The organism is Herbiconiux liukaitaii, assembly GCF_041927495.1.
Classification (GTDB): domain Bacteria; phylum Actinomycetota; class Actinomycetes; order Actinomycetales; family Microbacteriaceae; genus Herbiconiux; species Herbiconiux liukaitaii.
The window spans coordinates 510,319-526,135 of record NZ_JBHFHG010000003.1; the positions used below are offsets into that span (position 1 = coordinate 510,319).

Consider the following 15,817-nt stretch of genomic DNA (forward strand, 5'->3'; position numbering starts at 1 on the left):
GGCGGGATGGCCACTGTCATCCTCGTGCGGCACGGCCGCACCACCTCGAACGCCACCGGCATCCTGGCCGGCCGCTCCCCCGGCATCGAGCTCGACGAGGTGGGGCGCGAGCAGGCCGCCGCTACCGCCCGCCGTCTCGCCCCGGTGCCGCTCGTCGCGGCCGTCTCGAGCCCCCTCGACCGCTGCCTCCAGACCACCAGGGCCATCCTCGACCTGCAGGGAGAGGGGCAGGCCCTCGACCTCGACGGTCGCGCATCCTCCCTCGAGGGGCAGAGCAGTGCCCCGGCCCTCGAGCTGCAGATCGACGAGGGCATCATCGAGTGCGGCTACGGCGACTGGACGGGCCGCCCGCTCCGCGAGCTCGCCGAGGAGCCGCTCTGGAAGACCGTGCAGGTGCATCCCTCCGCGGTCGTCTTCCCGGGCGGCGAGTCGATGGCGGCCATGCAGGCCCGCGCCGTCGACGCCATCCGGCGACGGGATGCCGAGATCGAGCGTGAGCACGGCCCGGGTGCGGTCTGGCTCGCGGTGAGCCACGGCGACATCATCAAGTCGATCCTCGCCGACGCCCTCGGCATGCACCTCGACCTGTTCCAGCGCATCAGCGTGGGCCCCGCCTCGGTCTCGATCGTGCGCTACGGCCCGGCCCGCCCGGAGGTCATCGCCACCAACACCGAAGCGGGCGACCTCTCCTGGCTCCGCACCGAAGCCGCCCCCGACCCCGCCGGTGCCCCCGTGGGCGGCGGCGCGGGCCACCATCCCCCCTCCCCCACCCCCTGAGGAGTCTCGCCACGCCGGTGCCGGGCGGGCCCTGCGCTCGTAGGATGGAACCCATGCCCACCATTGCTCACGAGTTCGTCTGGCCGGATCGCGTCGTCATCGGCACGATCGGCAGCCCGGGCTCCCGCACCTTCTATCTGCAGGTGCGCCTGCGCTCCCAGGTGATGAGTGTGGCCCTCGAGAAGGAGCAGTCCGCGCTGCTGGCCGAGAAGATCGACGAGATCCTCGACGAGCTCATGGTCAACGAGGGCAACCCGTTCAGCGTGCCCTCCACCACGCCCGTCGAGCTCGTCGACAACGACCCGCTCGAGCTGCCGCTCGACGAGCAGTTCCGGGCGGGCGCCATGAGTCTCGGATGGGATCCGTCGACCGTGCAGATCGTGGTCGAGGCCTTCCCCGTGCAGGAGATCGACGACGCCGACTTCGACCCCGAGAGCATCCAGAGCCTCGAGCAGCTCGAGGAGCTCGTTGAGCCCTCCGAGGTGCTCCGCGTGGGCATGCCCGTGGGCACGGCCCGCGCGTTCGCCAAGCGCACGCGCGAGGTCGTGGGCGCCGGCCGGCCGCTCTGCCCGCTGTGCGGCACCCCCATGGATCCCGAGGGGCACACCTGCCCCGTGCTCGACGACCTGTGACCCCACCGCCCGCCGACCCGCCGAGCACGAGCGACGGCAGCAGCACCGCCAGCACCGGCACCGGCACCGGCACCCCGCAGGGCGAGCTCGAGCTCGTGGGCCGCATCACCACGGCCTCCAACGCCACCTTCCTCGCCCGCCTCGACGGCATCGAGGTGGTCTACAAGCCCGTGCGCGGCGAGAGCCCCCTCTGGGACTTCCCCGACGGCACGCTCGCCGGCCGCGAGACCGCCGCGTACCTCGTCTCCGAGGCCCTCGGCTGGAACGTGGTCCCGCGCACGTGGCTCGGCGACGGCCCGCTCGGCCCCGGCATGCTGCAGCTCTGGCAGCATACGGATGAGGAGCAGCAGGCCATCGACCTCGTCGACGCCGACGACGTGCCCGAGACGGGATGGCGCCCTGTGTTCGAGGGGCACGACGAGGAGGGCCGCACCGTGGTGCTCCTGCACGAGGACTCCCCCGCGCTCCGCCGCATGACGGTCTTCGATGCGCTGGTCAACAATGCTGACCGCAAGGGCGGTCACGTGCTCGCCCTGCCCGACGGCCACCGGCACGGAGTCGACCACGGGCTCACCTTCCACGAGGAGCACAAGCTGCGCACGGTGCTGTGGGGCTGGATCGGCGAGCCCCTCGAGGCCGACGAGCTCGAGGGCCTCGAGCGTGTCCGCAGCGCCCTGACCGGCGACCTCGGCGCAGCCCTCGCCTCGCACATCACCGACGCCGAGCTGACGGCCCTGGATGCGCGCTGCGCCCGCCTGCTCGCCGAGGCGGTGTTCCCGGAGCCCGAGGGCGACATGCCCGCGGTGCCCTGGCCCCTCTTCTAGCGCGCCGCCCACCTGCGAGTCCCGCCGTCGGCGAGTCCTCCCATCTGGGAGTCCTCCCGTTTCGGAGCGGGCCGCGGTTCACTGGGATCAGTCACCGAGCCGGCACGCCGGCCTGAGCCGTGAAGGATCCGAGACCATGACGACCACCACAGACCGCGCCCTGCAGCTCAAGGCGCTCCACGAGGCCCCCGAGATCCTGCGGGTGGTGAACGTGTGGGATGCGATCAGCGCCAAGACGATCGCGGATCTGCCCGAGACCCGTGCCATCGCCACCGCCGGCCACTCCATCGCCGCCTCCTTCGGCTACGCCGACGGCCAGATGCCGCTCGACCTGGCGCTCGTGGGTGTGAAGGCCGTGGTCGACGCGGTCGACCTGCCCGTGACCGCCGACCTCGACGACGGCTACGTCGATCCGGCGGAGACCATCCGTCGCGCCATCGCCCTCGGTGTGGTGGGTGCCAACGTGGAGGACCGCCTGCGCCCCTTCGAGGAGTCGGTGGCCCGCGTGCGCGCCATCATGAAGGCCGCCGAGGCGGAGGGTGTGGACTTCCAGCTCAACGCCCGCACGGATGCGATCGCCCGCGGCGGCGACCGCCCGAAGAGCGAGAGCATCGCCGACGCCATCGCCCGCGGCCGAGCGTTCCTCGACGAGGGCGCCCCCCTGATCTTCGTTCCGGGAGCCCTCACCCGCGACGACGTGGAGGCCCTCGTAGAAGGCCTCGGCCACAACAAGCTCTCCGTCATCGGAGCCCCAGGCGCCCTCCCCGCAGCCGACTACGAGTCCCTCGGCGTCGCCCGAATCTCCTACGGCCCCTTCACCCAACGAGTAGCCCTCCGAGCCCTCAGCACCCTCGCCACAGACCTCTACGCCACAGGCACCATCCCCGAAGACACCCCCGCCCTCAACTAACTCGCAACCCCGACCACGACCACGACCACGACCACGCTCCCACCCCCCACGGCCCCAATGACCCCACGAGCAACGCGAAGTGGCGGGGGTGGGTCTCCGGGTCGAGACGGTGGTGGGCCTGGCAGGCGTCGGCGAAGCCGACGCGGGATCGGCTCGACCCGGAGACCCACCCCCGCCACGCCCCGCATCACAACACCTCCCCGCACCAACACCGCCCCGCACCACAACTGGAGCACTCATGACCGACCCAGGCATCCCAGAAGCAGCAACCCTAGAGCGCACGGCCCGCACCATCGCCATCCTCGGCGCCGGCGGCGACCTCACAGAACGCCTCCTCCTCCCGGGCCTGGGCCAGGTCGTCGACGCGGCCCGAGAGGCCAGGAACCCCATCGATCTCACCATCATCGGCGCGGCCCGAACCCCCCAGTCCCGAGACGACTGGCAAGCCCTGGTCCGCCGCAGCCTCGAAGCGGCCGACATCTCGCCGCAGACCATCGACGAGCTGGCGAGCACCGCCGAGTTCCAGCCCACGGATGCGTCGGACCCCGCCGAGCTCAAGGCCCTGCTCGACGCCTGCCCCACCTCCCCCGTGCTCTACGTCGCCCTGCCCCCGTCGATGGGCCGCACGGTGGCGGCATCCCTCATCGAGATCGGCGACGACCTCCCCGACGACCTGCTGCTCGCGGTCGAGAAGCCGTTCGGCGAGGATCTCGCCGACGCCCAGGCGCTCAACGAAGAGCTCGCGGGCATCGTGCCGGAGGAGCGGCTCTGGCGCATCGACCACTTCCTCGGCGAGTCGACCGTGCTCGGCATGTTGGGCCTCCGCTTCGGCAACACACTGCTCGAGGGCGGCTGGAACGCCGAGCGGATCGAGCGGGTGGAGATCGTCTTCGACGAGGAGCTCGGCCTCGAGGGCCGCGCCGACTTCTACGACTCCACGGGCGCCCTGCGCGACATGCTGCAGAGCCATCTGCTCATGGTGCTCGCCCTCACCGCCGTGGAGCGCCCCGAGGCGGTCACCGCCGAGGCCGTGCACGACCGCATGGCCGAGGTGCTCGGCGCGGTGCGGCTGTGGCGCGACGACCCGTCGCTCGCCCGCCGCGCTCGCTACACCGAGGGCCGGGTGGAGGGCCGCTTCTTCCCCTCCTACGCCGACGAGCAGGGGGTCGACGCCGAGCGCCGCACCGAGACGCTCGCCCAGATCGTGCTGCAGATCGACGTGCCGCGTTGGCAGGGTGTGCCGTTCGTGCTGCGATCGGGCAAGGGGATCGGCGATCCGCGTGCCGAGGTGGCGGTGCACTTCCGCGCCTCCGAGGTGCCGGAGGGTCTCGAGGTGCCCGAGGGCGGTCTCGGCACGGCGCTCCGGCTCTCGCTCACCGACGGCGAGGTGGATCTCGGTGTGGTGCTGAACAGCGCCGGCGAGCTCGGCGGTCTCGAGCGCACCACGCTGCGGGCCGATCAGGCGCCCGCCACGCTCGGCCCGTACGCGCAGGTGCTCGCCGGCATCCTGCAGCAGGACACCCTGCTCTCGGTGCGCGGCGACGTGGCGGAGCAATGCTGGCGCATCGTCACGCCCGTGCTCACCGCGTGGGCCGCCGACGAGACGCCGCTCGAGGAGTACGAGGCGGGATCCGCCGGTCCGGAGGGATGGTGAGGGGCGTAGCGTGCACAGCATGAACGCACTCACCGACACCTACACGCTCTCGAACGGCGTCCGCATCCCGAAGATCGGTTTCGGCACCTGGCAGATCCCGAACGGCCCCGAGACCTACGACTCGGTCGCCACGGCCCTCGAGGCCGGCTACCGGCACATCGACACCGCGCGCGCCTACGACAACGAGGAGAGCGTGGGTCGCGCCATCCGTGACAGCGGGATCCCGCGCGACGAGATCTTCGTCACCACCAAGCTCCCCGCCGAGGCGAAGGACACCGCCTCGGCCGAGGCCGCGTTCGAGAAGACCATGGGCGAGCTCGGGCTCGACCGCATCGACCTGTACCTCATCCACGCGCCGTGGCCGTGGAGCGAGATGGGATCCGACCACCGCCAGGGCAACATCGACGCCTGGAACGTGCTCAACGGCATCTACGAGTCCGGCCGCAGCCGCGCCATCGGCGTCTCGAACTTCTCGGTGTCCGACCTCGAGTCGATCGTGGAGGCGACGGGCGTCACGCCGCACGCCAACCAGATCCGCTGGTTCGTGGGCAACACGCAGGACGAGACGATGCGCTACTGCGACGAGCACGGCATCCTCGTGGAGGCGTATTCGCCGCTCGCGACGGGCGAGCTGCTCGAGAACCCGCAGCTGCAGGAGATCGCCGGCCGGCTCGGCCGTTCGGTGGCGCAGGTCTGCATCCGCTACGCGCTCGAGAAGGGCACGCTGCCGCTGCCGAAGTCGACGACCCCGTCGCGCATCGTGGAGAACGCCGACGTCGACTTCGAGCTCTCGCCCGCCGATGTGGAGGCGCTCGACGCCTTCTAGGCGATGAGGTCGGGGTCGCCGCCCGGGCGCACCTTCGCGTCGTCGCGCACCTCGATGCGCTTCACCCCGTCGCCCTCGACCACGTCGAAGCGCGGCGCCGCGTCGTCCTCGGTCGACTTGGGGGCGGTGGTGAGCTGGTCGTGGCGCTTCTCGTCGTGCGTGCGCTCGGGCGTGGAATCGTCGGTCACGGTGCTACCTGCTTCTTGGTGCTCTTGGCGGCGCGCTTCTGCGCGTTGTGGGAGATGGCCTCGCGGATGAGCTGGGCGAACGCCTGCTCGTCGACGGTGTCGCCCTCGAAGAGCTCCACCGAGCGGCGCTGGTTGCCGCCGAGCTCGCCGTTGAAGAGCCCGTGCGGATCATCGAGCGAGGCGCCGTAGAGGAAGCCGAGCTTCACCTTCTTCGCGAAGATGTTGCCCACGACGAGGATCCCGTCGAGCTCCCACACGGGCGAACCCATCCACTTCCACTCCTCCACGATGCCGGGATCGACACCGAGGATGACGGCGCGCATGCGGGCGAGCGCCTCGCCCCGCCAGTCGGGGTGCGCGGCGATGAGGCCGTCGATCTCTTCTGAGGGGGTCATCCGGTCATTGAACCACGGCGCCCACGACGGAGGAAGCCCCGGCCGCAGGGGCCGGGGCTTCCGAAGGGTGAGGCGATCCGAGGATCAGGCCTCGCTCATGACGAGCTTCTCGGCCTGACCGCGCGCGGCGAGCGCTGCGGCACGGGCGGCGAGACGGCGCGACTGCTCGGCCTGGCCGGCGTCGAGCTCGTCCTGCGGCACGGCCACGCTCTCGACGTGGTTCACGCCGTTGTACTTCTCGATGTAGGCGTCGAGCTCGGGGCCGGACTCCCACGAGGTGATGAGGCAGTAGCGGGCCGAGTCACCGGGGTGGGTGGCGGCGTGCCAGAGGCGCTGCGTGTCGACGATGAGCTGCGCGCCGGCGGGAAGGGCGATGCGCACCTCGCCCTCGGGGTCGGTGCGGTTGTGGCGGAGGACGAAGTAGCTGTCCTTGTCGTCGGTGAGGTTGAAGAAGCCGCGCACGACCCAGCCGGTGCCATCCGGGTTCAGGCGGTTGTTGTCGTCCTGGTGGAGGTTGTAGAGGCAGTCGGCGTAGGTGTTGGGCTGCAGCTCGATCACGCGGCAGCGGCCCACGTTGGCGCCCGGCTCCTGCGCGCGGCGCGTGAGGTCGGGGGCCTTGGCGGTCTGCGAGTCGATCCACACGCCGTCCTTGTCGGTGCGCGGCGGCTTGTGGTTCCAGAAGCCGTTGCACTCGATCTCGCCCTTGGCGCTCGCGAGGGGGGCGAAGCGGGTGTCGCCGGAGGACTTCCAGTCGTTGTACTCGATGTCGAGCCACTCCCGGGGATCCATCTCCCGGTCGTACTTGTCGAGAACGACGTAGCCGGTCTCTTCCAGCGCTGCTGATTTGATGTATGCCATGACGTTCGCCATGTCCTTTCGTCGGAGGACCAGCACGTTTTAACAGGTCCAACTTAGGCCACCCTAACAGCGCCGTCTGGGAGCGCACCCTCCGGATTCCCGCGTGTCCCCTCGACTAGAATCGAGCCCTATGGTCACCGCCACGAACGTCGAAGCCACCGCCGTGAACACCATCGCCTGGCTCTCCCGGCCGGAGACCACGATCGTGGTTCCGGTGTACCAGCGGCAGTACCGGTGGGACATCGGCGGATGCGAGCAGCTGCTCACCGACATCCGCGCAGTCTCCGACACACACGACACGCAGACCCACTTCATCGGCTCGATCCTGTCGACCGGTGCGGATGCGGATGCGGGTGGGGCACTGGGTGCGGATGCGGGTGGTGACGGCGCCGAGCTCGTGCTCATCGACGGTCAGCAGCGCATCACCACGCTCATGCTGCTCATCGCGGCGCTGCACCACTCGGTGGCCGACGACGACGAGGCGCTCGCATCGGAGCTCGCGCGCGTGCTCGTGCGGGCCAGCCCCGCCGGCGGCGATGCCTTCGGCGGCGGCGCGGCAGCCGGGCCCGGCGCCGGTACGCGCACCAAGCTGCGCCCGCACCGCGCCTGGGCCGGGGTGTTCGAGAGCGTCGTGCTCGATCGGCTGGGTGCCGACGAGCGGTCGCGCGACTCGCGCTTCGACGACAACTACGCGTTCTTCCGCAGCCAGGTGCGGCCCGATGAGGTGCCGCGCATCTGGCGCGGGCTGCAGAAGCTCGAGCACGTGGCCATCACGCTCGGGCACGGCGCCAACGCGCAGCAGATCTTCGAGAGCCTCAACTCCACGGGTGCTCCCCTGCTCGATCACGAGCTCATCCACAACTACGTGCTCATGGGGCTCTCGCACGCCGAGCAGATCGAGATCGAGGAGTCGTTCTGGCTGCCGATCGAGCAGAACACGGGCGACTCGATCGCCGCGTTCTGGCGCCACTACCTCGTCATGAAGACGGGCCGCGAGGTCGTCACGACCGGCGGGCGCGGGGTCTACGACGCGTTCCGGGCCGAGTTCCCGAGGCTCGACCTCGACTCCCTGCGCGAGCACGCGGCCGAGTGGCGCGACCACTCCGCCGCCTACCGCGTGCTGCTCGAACCGGAGCGCGAGGCCGACCCCGCCGTAGCGTTCGAGCTCACCGGGCTCGGGGTGTTCGGCAAGGGCACCTATCCGCTCGTCATGCCCGCCTACCTCGAGTACTCGCGCGGCGAGGCGACCGCTGCCGAGCTCGATCGGCTGCTCAAGCAGGTGCAGTCGCTGCTGCTGCGCCGCACGGTCGTGGGCATCGGCACCGAGCGGCTCGTGGCGCGGCTCTGCCGGGCGCGGGCCGAGGGCGGCGACGAGCTCGTGCGGGCGATGGCCCGCATCACGCCGTCGGACGAGCGCGTGAAGGTGGCGCTCAAGTTCAGCGAGCTGCCGCACGCCTCGTACGTGCTGGGGCGCATCGCGCGGGCCGCCGCGGCTGCCGGCACGGGTGGCGGTGCCGGCACGAGCTCGGACACTGGCGCACACGCGGACGCGCACGCGCACGGCGCATCCGCCGTCCTCGCGGAGCCGCTCGACCTCGAACGGATCGTGCCGCCCTCCCCCGGCGACGACTGGAGCGGAGACGGCACCCGCCGCTGGGCCGACTACACCGACGACGAGCAGAACAGCCACCGCGCCCTCGCCGGCACGCTCGGCAACCTCACCCTGCTCGAGCGCCCGCTCGCCGACCGCGCCTTCGACCTCTCCTATCCCGCCAAGCGAGCGGTGTACGCGTCGAGCGAGGTGCCCATCACGCGCTCCCTCGCCGACGTGCCCTCGTGGGGCACCGCGGCGATCGCCGCGCGCACGGTGGAGCTCACCGAGGCGTTCCTCGCGGTGTGGGAGCGGCCGCTCCCCGCCGACGGCCGCGTGTACATCGACGACGACGACCTCACTCCCGTGCTCGACGCCATCCGTCGCCGCGGCTGGCCGCGCGGCTGGGAGCGCGAGTGGGACTACGTGGAGTACCGCGGCGAGCACTGGGAGGTCTACGACGTCAAGTACCTCTTCAACCGCGTCTTCAAGCGACTGTGGGCGGATTCCCGCGAGAGCGTGGTGTCGTTCAGCGCCCGCCGCGGCGGCCCCGTCTACGACGCCCAGTCCTGGAACGGCCAGTGGGACACGCTCGACGACTCCGTGCACCTCTACATGGGCTGGGACTCGCAGTACATGCTCACCGCCGTGCAGGGAGTGCTCGACGAAGCGGGCATCGCCTCGGAGGTCTTCGTGAAGTACTCCTACTTCGGCGCGGTGATGTAGCGGCCCTCAGGCGAGCTTGACGGCCGTGCCGTAGGCCACGACCTCCTGGGCGTTCTGGCCCACCTCGCTCGCGTCGAAGCGCATGGCGACGACCGCGTCGGCGCCCAGGGCGGCTGCCGCCTCGGTGAGACGCTGCTTCGCCTCCTCACGGCTCTGCGCGAGCTGCTTGGTGAGGCCCGCGAGCTCGCCGCCCACGAGGGCCTTGAGACCGGCGCCGAACTGCACACCCGCGTTGCGCGAGCGCACCGTGAGGCCCGTCACCTCGCCGAGCACCTCGGTGATCTGGCGGCCGGGGACATCGTTCATCGTCGAGATCAGCATGCCGGAAGCATGGCAGAGCGGCTGCGCGGGCGCGAGACCCCGAGGGGGTCACGCGGGATTCCCCGTACGGCCGGCCGGCCGGTAGGCGGCGGGCTACAGGCTCTGCCCGATGTCCCACAGCCGATCGGTGCGGCCGTTGAGCGCCTCGGCCACGGCGATGGCCTGGCCATCCGAGAGCGAAGCGACGTAGTCGATCACGCCACGGCCGCGCCCGAGCCGGCGCAGGTCGTCCGCGCCCGCCTGGTCGAGCAGCTCCGGCCGTGTGGTGGCGAGCCGGGCGTAGCCGGCGGTGGCGAGCTCCACCATCTCGAGCAGGCGGCGGGGCACACGCTTGCGGTCGAAGTCGTCGTCGAGCCACTCCGTGAAGGCGCTCACGAGATCCACGAGCACACGGCTGAGACCGCGCTGGTACATGGCCACGTCGGGGCGGTTGAGGATGAAGTGCTTGTGCACGAACTTGAGCACCTTCACCTCGTGCCAGGCGCGCCGGTCGAGCGTGATGAGTCCCGTGCGGGGGCTGCCGGCGGGGGCGGCCTCCACGGAGCGCTCGAAGTGCGCGATCCACCGGCTCGTGAAGCTCGAGAGCCGGCGCTCGGCCGCGATCGAGCCGTCGAAGACCGTGGAGAGCAGCCCCTCCACGAGCTCCTCCGAGACCACCCGCACGGCATCCGCGAACGCGTCGTCGTCGGCGATCCAGGGGTCGTCGCGGTGGATCTTGCGCCGCAGCGCCTCGAGGCCCTCACCGGCCTGGTTGCGGGCGCTCTCGATCTCGAGGGCGGGAGCGTCGAGCCGCCGCAGCTGCGCGCTGTTCGTCGTGAAGCCGCGGAACTCGCGCGCCACCGCCACCTGGCTCAGGATGCCGGCCCGGTAGAAGTCGTCGACGTCGTGGATGGAGTAGGCGATGTCGTCGGCGATGTCCATCACGGAGCACTCGACCGTCTGCACCCCGGCGGGCAGGCCGGGGGCGGAGGCGCGGGCCTGGTCGAGGTCGTCCTGCTCGAGGAAGTAGGCCGAGTACTTGCGGGCCACGATCGTGTCGCCCACGCGCTTGAGGCCCGGCGGCAGCTCGGACGAGGCGATGGCACCCGCCGCTCCCGGGCGCGTGTCGAGGTCGAGGCCCTCCATCGCCGGTGTCCACGGGTACTTCGCGAGCGCCGCGCGCACGGCGGCGGTGAGGTTGAGACCCGCCGCGGCGGCGTCGCACACGTCGAGCGCTGTGACGATGCGGTAGGTCTGCGCGTTGCCCTCGAAGCCGTCGGCGAGCCCCAGGGTGTCGCGCGCGATGCGGTTGAGCACGTTCTCGCCGAGGTGGCCGAAGGGCGGGTGCCCGAGGTCGTGCGCACTCGCGGCGGCCTGCACCACCACCGCGTCGCATCCTCCGGGAGCCATCCGCTCCGAGAGGCCCGGCGTGGTGCCGATGAGCGAGTCGTCGACCGAGACGGCGATGGCGCGCGCCACCGCGGTGACCTTGAGCGAGTGCGTGAGGCGGTTGTGGATGAGCGGGCTCGCCCCGGCCTGCGAGATGACCTGGGTCACGGCGGAGAGGCGGGAGAAGTAGGGAGAGAACCGCACGCGCTCGAGGTCGACGCGGTACTCGGGGTGGCGGCTCGCGGTGCGCGCGCCCTCGACCCCGTGGAGCTCCTCCGGCTGCCTTCGCGCGGTGCGGGGGTCGTGGGTCATGGTGGTGCCTCCGGGCTCGTGCCGCCTGGCTCACGCCTCCGGGATGCGGTGGCGGGATGCTGGGGCGGCCGGGTCGATGACACCGAGGCTACTGCGTCTGCCGTAGCCTCGATGTCGTGGACATCAGCCAGCTGCAGCATTTCCTCGCGGTCGCCGACGAGGGCGAGTGGTCGCGCGCGGCCAACGCCGCGCACGTCTCCCGCGCCACGGTGCAGGCCTCGGTGGCGGCGCTCGAGGAGGCGCACGGGCAGAGCTTCGTGGTGGAGGTGCCCGATCCCTCCGACGACAGCCGACCCTCGGTGTCGCTCACCGAGGCGGGGATCGCCTTCCGGGCGGTGGCGCGCACCGCGGTGGCGAAGGCTCCGGCGCCCGAGGGCAAGGCCGGTGGGCGGGCGAAGGCCTCGAAGGGGCGCGGTCGCGCTCCCGTGGTGAAGGGCGAGCCGAAGCCGTTCAAGAAGCGGCAGGGGCGCTAGGGCGCCTCGGCCGACGCTGCCGCTTGCGCTCGCGCTCGCGCTCGCTTGCGTGAGTACAGCACCGCGAGGGCGCCGAGCCCCACGAGGAAGAGCGTGAGCCCCACGATGTAGGCGAACACGCTCGGCCAGCCATCTGTGGCCGGGTTGAGGAACGGGTACGGGTAGATCCGGCCCCCACTCGCGGCCGCGCGGCCGAACGAGTAGATGGCCCAGGCGACGGGGTAGATCGGCACCACCCAGAGCGCCTTCCAGGGCAGGGCGGGTCGGCCGGGGCTGAGCAGCCAGTCGAGCAGCAGCAGGATCGGGATCCACACGTGCACGACCTCGTTCGGCCAGTCGAGCCCCTCGTAGCCCGTGGGCGGGATGAAGCGCAGCAGCGCGTTGTAGACACCGGCGGTCACGATCGCGTAGGCGAGCGTGGCCATGCGCACCGTCGTGTAGAGCTGCGTGTCGCGGGACACGCGGAGGGCGAGCAGGCCGCCCGCCACGAGCACCACGATGTTGAAGAGGCTCGTCTGGATGGTGAAGTAGCTGAAGTACTCCCACGGGTCGAAGGCGTCGTTCACCACGCGGTCGGTGATCTGCACGGCGATCGTGGCGGCGAGGCCGAGGCCGGCCGCGAGGCGCAGCGCGCCGGCGACGCGGCGCCCCGTGCCGGGTCGGGTGGCGGCGGATCGGGTCTCGGCGGGCCGGGTCTCGGCGGATCCTGGCTCGTCGGGTCGGCCGGCACTGGAGCGATTCTGGGCGGGGCTGGTCACCTCGGTTGTTCGTGGTGGACCGTCGAGGGGATTGCCGTCATCACGCATCCTGGAAGTCTTCCACGGCAGTCGCCCGGCGGGAACGCAGACGGCCTCGTCTACACTCGCCGGATGCCCTCCTCACCCCCCGCCGCACCCTCCGCCCGCGACTCCCGGGCGGAGCGGGGCACGTCCGCCCCTGGCTGGGTGGGCCGCGCGGGCAGGGATCGCCGCGCGGGTGGCGCGGGTGCTGCCGGGCGGCTGGCGGCGGTGCTCGCCGGGCTGGTGGCGATCGGCGTCGTGGTGAGCGGGTGCGTGGCGGGCGCGCCCGGCGAGACCGGTGCCAGCTCGTCGGCGGCAGCCCCGTCGGCCGTCGTCTCCACCGCCGCACCCGAGATCGCGCCGGGGCCCGCCGCCGAGCTGCAGTTCCCCGAGGTGGGCGCGGGTGCCGTGGGCATCGCCTCGGCCGACGGCACCGTCGAGATGCTCGGGCAGGGCGGCGAGACGGGCACGGTGCCCATCGCGAGCATCACGAAGGTCATCACGTCGCTCGTGGTGCTCTCGGCGCATCCGCTGGCCGGGCCGGACGACCAAGGGCCCACCCTCACCCTCGGGCAGGCCGACCTCGACACGACCGCCACCATCGAGGCCACCGGGCAGTTCGTCGAGCCGATGTACGCAGGGCAGGAGGTCTCGCTGCACGACGCCCTCGCGGTGACCCTGCTCACGAGCGCCAACAACTACGCGGAGTCGGTGGCGGCGTGGGCCTTCGGCTCGCGCGAGGCGTACCTCGAGGCGGCGCGCGCCTGGCTCGCTGCGAACGGGCTCAGCGGCACCACGCTCGCCGACGCGAGCGGCCTCGACCCCGGCAGCGCGAGCACCACCGCCGACCTGCTGAAGGTGGCGGCGCTGGCGCACGCCGATCCGGCCCTCGCCGCCATCGCCGGGCTCGCCACCTACGACCAGCCCGATCTCGGCACCATCGCCAACCAGAACATCCTGCTCGGCGAGAACGGGGTCGACGGCCTGAAGACGGGCTCCACGAGCTACGCGGGCTTCACGCTGCTCACCTCGGCGGTGGTGACGGTGGGGGCGACGCCCGTCACGCTCGTGTCGGTGGTGCTCGGCACCGAGTCGCTCGATGCGCGCTTCGACACCACGCGTGCCCTGCTCGCGAGCGCTCAGGCCGGCCTCCGCGAGGTCACCCTCGCCACCGCGGGCACCCCCTTCGGCACCTACACCCTCCCCGCGGCCACCACCGCCGCCGACGCGGTCGCCACCCGCGACCTCACCACCGTGGTGTTCGGCGACACCTCCATCACCACCGAGGTCACCCTCGAGGAGCGCACCGAGGGCGCCACCGGCGACCTCGTGGGCACGGCGGTCTTCACCGCGGGCGCCACCCGCTTCGACCTCCCCCTGGCCCTCGCGACACCCCTCGGCTGACCCACCCACCCGGTAAGTACAGAAATGCGCGCAACCGACCCCCTATAGACGGTCGCTCCCTCGCATTTCTGTACTTACACGGGGGGCTGCTGGAAGCCGTCGCGGGTCGTGCGCTCCTCGAGCGGCTCGAGCTCCTGGAAGAGGCTCACCTGCAGCCCCGCCGGCGCCCGCAGCCGCGAGTTGAGCGACCGCCACGGCGTCTCGACGGGCGGCGCCTCGAGCTCGGCCCCGCCCAGCACGAGCCTCTCGGTCACCGCGGCGGCGTCGTCGACCTCGAACGCCACCCGCAGGCGATCGCTCGGCCGCCCCTCCGCCTCCACGGCGTCGATCAGGCGCACCTGCGCGGGGTTCGAGAGCTCGAGCGTGGCGGCGCCCGCGTGCAGGATGGCGACACGCGCATCGCCCTCACCCTCGAAGGCCGCCTGCTGCGTGAGCCCCAGCACGTCGCGGTAGAACGCGAGCGCCTCGTCGAAGTCCTCGGCCTCCACCACGAGCCGCAGCTGCCTCACCCCCGCCCCGGCGCTGGGCGGTGAAGAAACGGCAGGGCGTGGGGTCGGGTCGTCAGTCATGCGAGTACCGTATGACCTGACATCGATGTGAGAGGCAAGCGTGCGGATCGGGGAGCTGTCGGAGCGCACCGGTGCGAGCATCCGCTCGCTGCGCTACTACGAGGAGCGCGGCCTCATCCGCGCCGAGCGCAGCCCGAGCGGCCAGCGGCACTATGCCGTCGGCACCGTGGAGCGGGTGCGAATCATCCGCGACCTCCTCGCGGCGAGCCTCGGCACCGAGGCGATCGCCGATGTGCTCCCGTGCATCGCCGAGCCCGCCACCCGCACGACGGCGCTCACCGATCGCCTCGTCGCCGAGCGCGACCGCCTCGAGGCCGAGATCCTGCACCGCACCACCATGCGCGACGCCCTCCAGCAGCTCATCGACGAGGCGCCGCCGCTTCCGCCCACGCGAGCCTGAGTGCGTCCTCCCGGTCGGCGGCCCACGCGGGGGGCTGGTGTCGTATCGTGGTGGTGTGAGTCTTCAGTGGAATGCGATGCCCGAGGGGCGTCTGGGGGTCACCGGCAGCATCTCCGCCGGTGGCAGATAGACCCGACCCCTCCTCCGCATTCCCTTTTCTCCCGCCCGAGGCACGCTGCCGTGGCAGTGCTGTGCGGGCACGAACGAACGGCCTCACACATGCTCCCCCTGAATGAGAAGACCCTCCGCGCCTCCTTCGTGAACACCACACGCAAGGAGCTCAGCGATCTCACCCTGCCCGCCGACTTCGACACGATCGACTTCGACCGTCTCGACTACCTCGGCTGGCGCGACCGCCGGATCGCCCGGCGCGCGTACGCCGTCATCCCGGTGCCGGCCCTCGAGCCCGGTCTCGGCGACGGTTCCGCATCACCCGCCCCCGAGCTCGTGGGCATCATGTTCAAGCAGGCGGAGGCCACTCCGCGCTCCCGCGCGCAGTGCTCGCTGTGCCAGGACGTGCAGCTGCCGAACGACGTGGTGCTCTTCGCGGCCCGCCGCACGGGCCACGCGGGGCGCAACGGCGACACCGTGGCGAGCCTCGTCTGCGCCGACTTCGAGTGCTCGGCGAACGTGCGCAAGCTCCCGCCGTCGGCGTACATCGGCTTCGACAGGGAGGCGGCCCGCGCCGACCGCATCGCCTCCCTGCGCCAGCGGGTGGCGGCGTTCGCCCGGGCTGCCACCTCCGCCGACTGACGGCCACGGCGGGCCCCCGCAGCGCGCGAGCGTGCGGTGGGTCCGCCGCGGGAGGGA

Annotated in this window: 18 protein-coding genes; 11 read left to right on the forward strand and 7 right to left on the reverse strand. The window is 71.8% G+C overall.

The annotated features are described in order from the left end of the window. Nucleotides 1-6: 6 nt before the first annotated feature. The 6 genes from ACEXQC_RS06935 (at nucleotide 7) to ACEXQC_RS06960 (ending at nucleotide 5,623) form a co-directional block, all read left to right on the forward strand. The gene (locus ACEXQC_RS06935; RefSeq protein WP_374819833.1) at nucleotides 7-777 is read left to right on the forward strand and encodes a histidine phosphatase family protein; all 771 of its coding nucleotides are present in this window, start codon (nucleotides 7-9) and stop codon (nucleotides 775-777) included. A gap of 53 nt (nucleotides 778-830) precedes the next feature. Further along, a complete protein-coding gene (locus ACEXQC_RS06940; RefSeq protein ID WP_374819834.1) occupies nucleotides 831-1,409 on the forward strand; it encodes an Rv2134c family protein in 579 nt (192 codons plus the stop codon). Then, on the forward strand, nucleotides 1,406-2,233 hold the full coding sequence (locus ACEXQC_RS06945; RefSeq protein ID WP_374819836.1) for an Rv2133c family protein: 828 nt from the start codon (nucleotides 1,406-1,408) through the stop codon (nucleotides 2,231-2,233). Before ACEXQC_RS06940 ends, ACEXQC_RS06945 begins: the two co-directional genes overlap by 4 nt. Before the next feature lie 136 nt (nucleotides 2,234-2,369). Further along, nucleotides 2,370-3,143 carry an isocitrate lyase/PEP mutase family protein gene (locus ACEXQC_RS06950; protein ID WP_374819838.1) on the forward strand — a complete coding sequence of 258 codons (774 nt, stop codon included), beginning with the start codon at nucleotides 2,370-2,372 and terminating at the stop codon, nucleotides 3,141-3,143. 238 nt (nucleotides 3,144-3,381) lie between these two features. After that, complete coding sequence (locus ACEXQC_RS06955; protein WP_374819840.1) at nucleotides 3,382-4,797, forward strand: glucose-6-phosphate dehydrogenase; 1,416 nt, start codon at nucleotides 3,382-3,384, stop codon at nucleotides 4,795-4,797. A gap of 19 nt (nucleotides 4,798-4,816) precedes the next feature. Further along, the gene (locus tag ACEXQC_RS06960) at nucleotides 4,817-5,623 is read left to right on the forward strand and encodes an aldo/keto reductase (RefSeq protein ID WP_374819841.1); all 807 of its coding nucleotides are present in this window, start codon (nucleotides 4,817-4,819) and stop codon (nucleotides 5,621-5,623) included. Here ACEXQC_RS06960 and ACEXQC_RS06965 read toward each other — a convergent pair. The 3 genes from ACEXQC_RS06965 to ACEXQC_RS06975 form a co-directional block, all read right to left on the reverse strand. Continuing rightward, nucleotides 5,620-5,811 carry a multidrug transporter gene (locus ACEXQC_RS06965; protein ID WP_374819843.1) on the reverse strand — a complete coding sequence of 64 codons (192 nt, stop codon included), beginning with the start codon at nucleotides 5,809-5,811 and terminating at the stop codon, nucleotides 5,620-5,622. The genes ACEXQC_RS06960 and ACEXQC_RS06965 overlap by 4 nt on opposite strands. After that, complete coding sequence (locus ACEXQC_RS06970; RefSeq protein WP_374819844.1) at nucleotides 5,808-6,206, reverse strand: DUF1801 domain-containing protein; 399 nt, start codon at nucleotides 6,204-6,206, stop codon at nucleotides 5,808-5,810. Before ACEXQC_RS06970 ends, ACEXQC_RS06965 begins: the two co-directional genes overlap by 4 nt. 84 nt (nucleotides 6,207-6,290) lie before the next feature. Beyond that, the gene (locus tag ACEXQC_RS06975) at nucleotides 6,291-7,064 is read right to left on the reverse strand and encodes a hypothetical protein (protein WP_374819846.1); all 774 of its coding nucleotides are present in this window, start codon (nucleotides 7,062-7,064) and stop codon (nucleotides 6,291-6,293) included. Nucleotides 7,065-7,194: 130 nt separating this feature from the next. Between ACEXQC_RS06975 and ACEXQC_RS06980 the strand changes: the two genes are divergently transcribed. Further along, nucleotides 7,195-9,381, forward strand: a complete 2,187-nt coding sequence (locus ACEXQC_RS06980) for a DUF262 domain-containing protein (RefSeq protein WP_374819848.1) — start codon at nucleotides 7,195-7,197, stop codon at nucleotides 9,379-9,381. Between the two features lie 6 nt (nucleotides 9,382-9,387). On the opposite strand, the gene ACEXQC_RS06985 is transcribed toward ACEXQC_RS06980, so the two are convergent. Beyond that, complete coding sequence (locus ACEXQC_RS06985) at nucleotides 9,388-9,702, reverse strand: heavy metal-binding domain-containing protein (RefSeq protein WP_374819850.1); 315 nt, start codon at nucleotides 9,700-9,702, stop codon at nucleotides 9,388-9,390. Nucleotides 9,703-9,795: 93 nt separating this feature from the next. Continuing rightward, nucleotides 9,796-11,382 (reverse strand): deoxyguanosinetriphosphate triphosphohydrolase family protein, encoded by a 1,587-nt coding sequence (locus tag ACEXQC_RS06990; RefSeq protein WP_374819851.1) that lies wholly within the window; start codon nucleotides 11,380-11,382, stop codon nucleotides 9,796-9,798. A gap of 116 nt (nucleotides 11,383-11,498) precedes the next feature. Here ACEXQC_RS06990 and ACEXQC_RS06995 point away from each other — a divergent pair, with 116 nt between their 5' ends. Next, the gene (locus ACEXQC_RS06995) at nucleotides 11,499-11,855 is read left to right on the forward strand and encodes a LysR family transcriptional regulator (protein ID WP_374819853.1); all 357 of its coding nucleotides are present in this window, start codon (nucleotides 11,499-11,501) and stop codon (nucleotides 11,853-11,855) included. Here the strand turns inward: ACEXQC_RS06995 and ACEXQC_RS07000 are convergent. Next, nucleotides 11,852-12,661: a Pr6Pr family membrane protein gene (locus ACEXQC_RS07000; RefSeq protein WP_374819855.1), complete on the reverse strand. Its 810-nt coding sequence runs from the start codon at nucleotides 12,659-12,661 to the stop codon at nucleotides 11,852-11,854. The genes ACEXQC_RS06995 and ACEXQC_RS07000 overlap by 4 nt on opposite strands. A gap of 63 nt (nucleotides 12,662-12,724) precedes the next feature. On the opposite strand from ACEXQC_RS07000, the gene ACEXQC_RS07005 reads away from it, so the two are divergent. After that, a complete protein-coding gene (locus ACEXQC_RS07005) occupies nucleotides 12,725-14,038 on the forward strand; it encodes a D-alanyl-D-alanine carboxypeptidase family protein (RefSeq protein ID WP_374819857.1) in 1,314 nt (437 codons plus the stop codon). 74 nt (nucleotides 14,039-14,112) lie between these two features. On the opposite strand, the gene ACEXQC_RS07010 is transcribed toward ACEXQC_RS07005, so the two are convergent. Continuing rightward, nucleotides 14,113-14,607 carry a VOC family protein gene (locus tag ACEXQC_RS07010; RefSeq protein ID WP_374819859.1) on the reverse strand — a complete coding sequence of 165 codons (495 nt, stop codon included), beginning with the start codon at nucleotides 14,605-14,607 and terminating at the stop codon, nucleotides 14,113-14,115. A gap of 40 nt (nucleotides 14,608-14,647) precedes the next feature. Here ACEXQC_RS07010 and ACEXQC_RS07015 point away from each other — a divergent pair, with 40 nt between their 5' ends. Both ACEXQC_RS07015 and ACEXQC_RS07020 read left to right on the forward strand, forming a co-directional pair. Continuing rightward, nucleotides 14,648-15,007 (forward strand): MerR family transcriptional regulator, encoded by a 360-nt coding sequence (locus ACEXQC_RS07015; protein WP_374819861.1) that lies wholly within the window; start codon nucleotides 14,648-14,650, stop codon nucleotides 15,005-15,007. 219 nt (nucleotides 15,008-15,226) lie between these two features. After that, nucleotides 15,227-15,760 carry an FBP domain-containing protein gene (locus ACEXQC_RS07020; protein ID WP_374819863.1) on the forward strand — a complete coding sequence of 178 codons (534 nt, stop codon included), beginning with the start codon at nucleotides 15,227-15,229 and terminating at the stop codon, nucleotides 15,758-15,760. Nucleotides 15,761-15,817 lie beyond the last annotated feature (57 nt).

Bases quoted from the DNA above. Each gene is read 5' to 3' on its own strand.
- ACEXQC_RS07010 (WP_374819859.1), bottom strand. From the start codon at position 14,607: ATGACTGACGACCCGACCCCACGCCCTGCCGTTTCTTCACCGCCCAGC.
- ACEXQC_RS06960 (WP_374819841.1), top strand. From the start codon at position 4,817: ATGAACGCACTCACCGACACCTACACGCTCTCGAACGGCGTCCGCATC.
- ACEXQC_RS06935 (WP_374819833.1), top strand. From the start codon at position 7: ATGGCCACTGTCATCCTCGTGCGGCACGGCCGCACCACCTCGAACGCC.
- ACEXQC_RS06975 (WP_374819846.1), bottom strand. From the start codon at position 7,064: ATGGCATACATCAAATCAGCAGCGCTGGAAGAGACCGGCTACGTCGTT.
- ACEXQC_RS06980 (WP_374819848.1), top strand. From the start codon at position 7,195: ATGGTCACCGCCACGAACGTCGAAGCCACCGCCGTGAACACCATCGCC.
- ACEXQC_RS06990 (WP_374819851.1), bottom strand. From the start codon at position 11,382: ATGACCCACGACCCCCGCACCGCGCGAAGGCAGCCGGAGGAGCTCCAC.
- ACEXQC_RS06955 (WP_374819840.1), top strand. From the start codon at position 3,382: ATGACCGACCCAGGCATCCCAGAAGCAGCAACCCTAGAGCGCACGGCC.
- ACEXQC_RS07020 (WP_374819863.1), top strand. From the start codon at position 15,227: ATGCTCCCCCTGAATGAGAAGACCCTCCGCGCCTCCTTCGTGAACACC.
- ACEXQC_RS06970 (WP_374819844.1), bottom strand. From the start codon at position 6,206: ATGACCCCCTCAGAAGAGATCGACGGCCTCATCGCCGCGCACCCCGAC.
- ACEXQC_RS06950 (WP_374819838.1), top strand. From the start codon at position 2,370: ATGACGACCACCACAGACCGCGCCCTGCAGCTCAAGGCGCTCCACGAG.
- ACEXQC_RS06985 (WP_374819850.1), bottom strand. From the start codon at position 9,702: ATGCTGATCTCGACGATGAACGATGTCCCCGGCCGCCAGATCACCGAG.
- ACEXQC_RS06940 (WP_374819834.1), top strand. From the start codon at position 831: ATGCCCACCATTGCTCACGAGTTCGTCTGGCCGGATCGCGTCGTCATC.
- ACEXQC_RS07000 (WP_374819855.1), bottom strand. From the start codon at position 12,661: ATGCGTGATGACGGCAATCCCCTCGACGGTCCACCACGAACAACCGAG.
- ACEXQC_RS07005 (WP_374819857.1), top strand. From the start codon at position 12,725: ATGCCCTCCTCACCCCCCGCCGCACCCTCCGCCCGCGACTCCCGGGCG.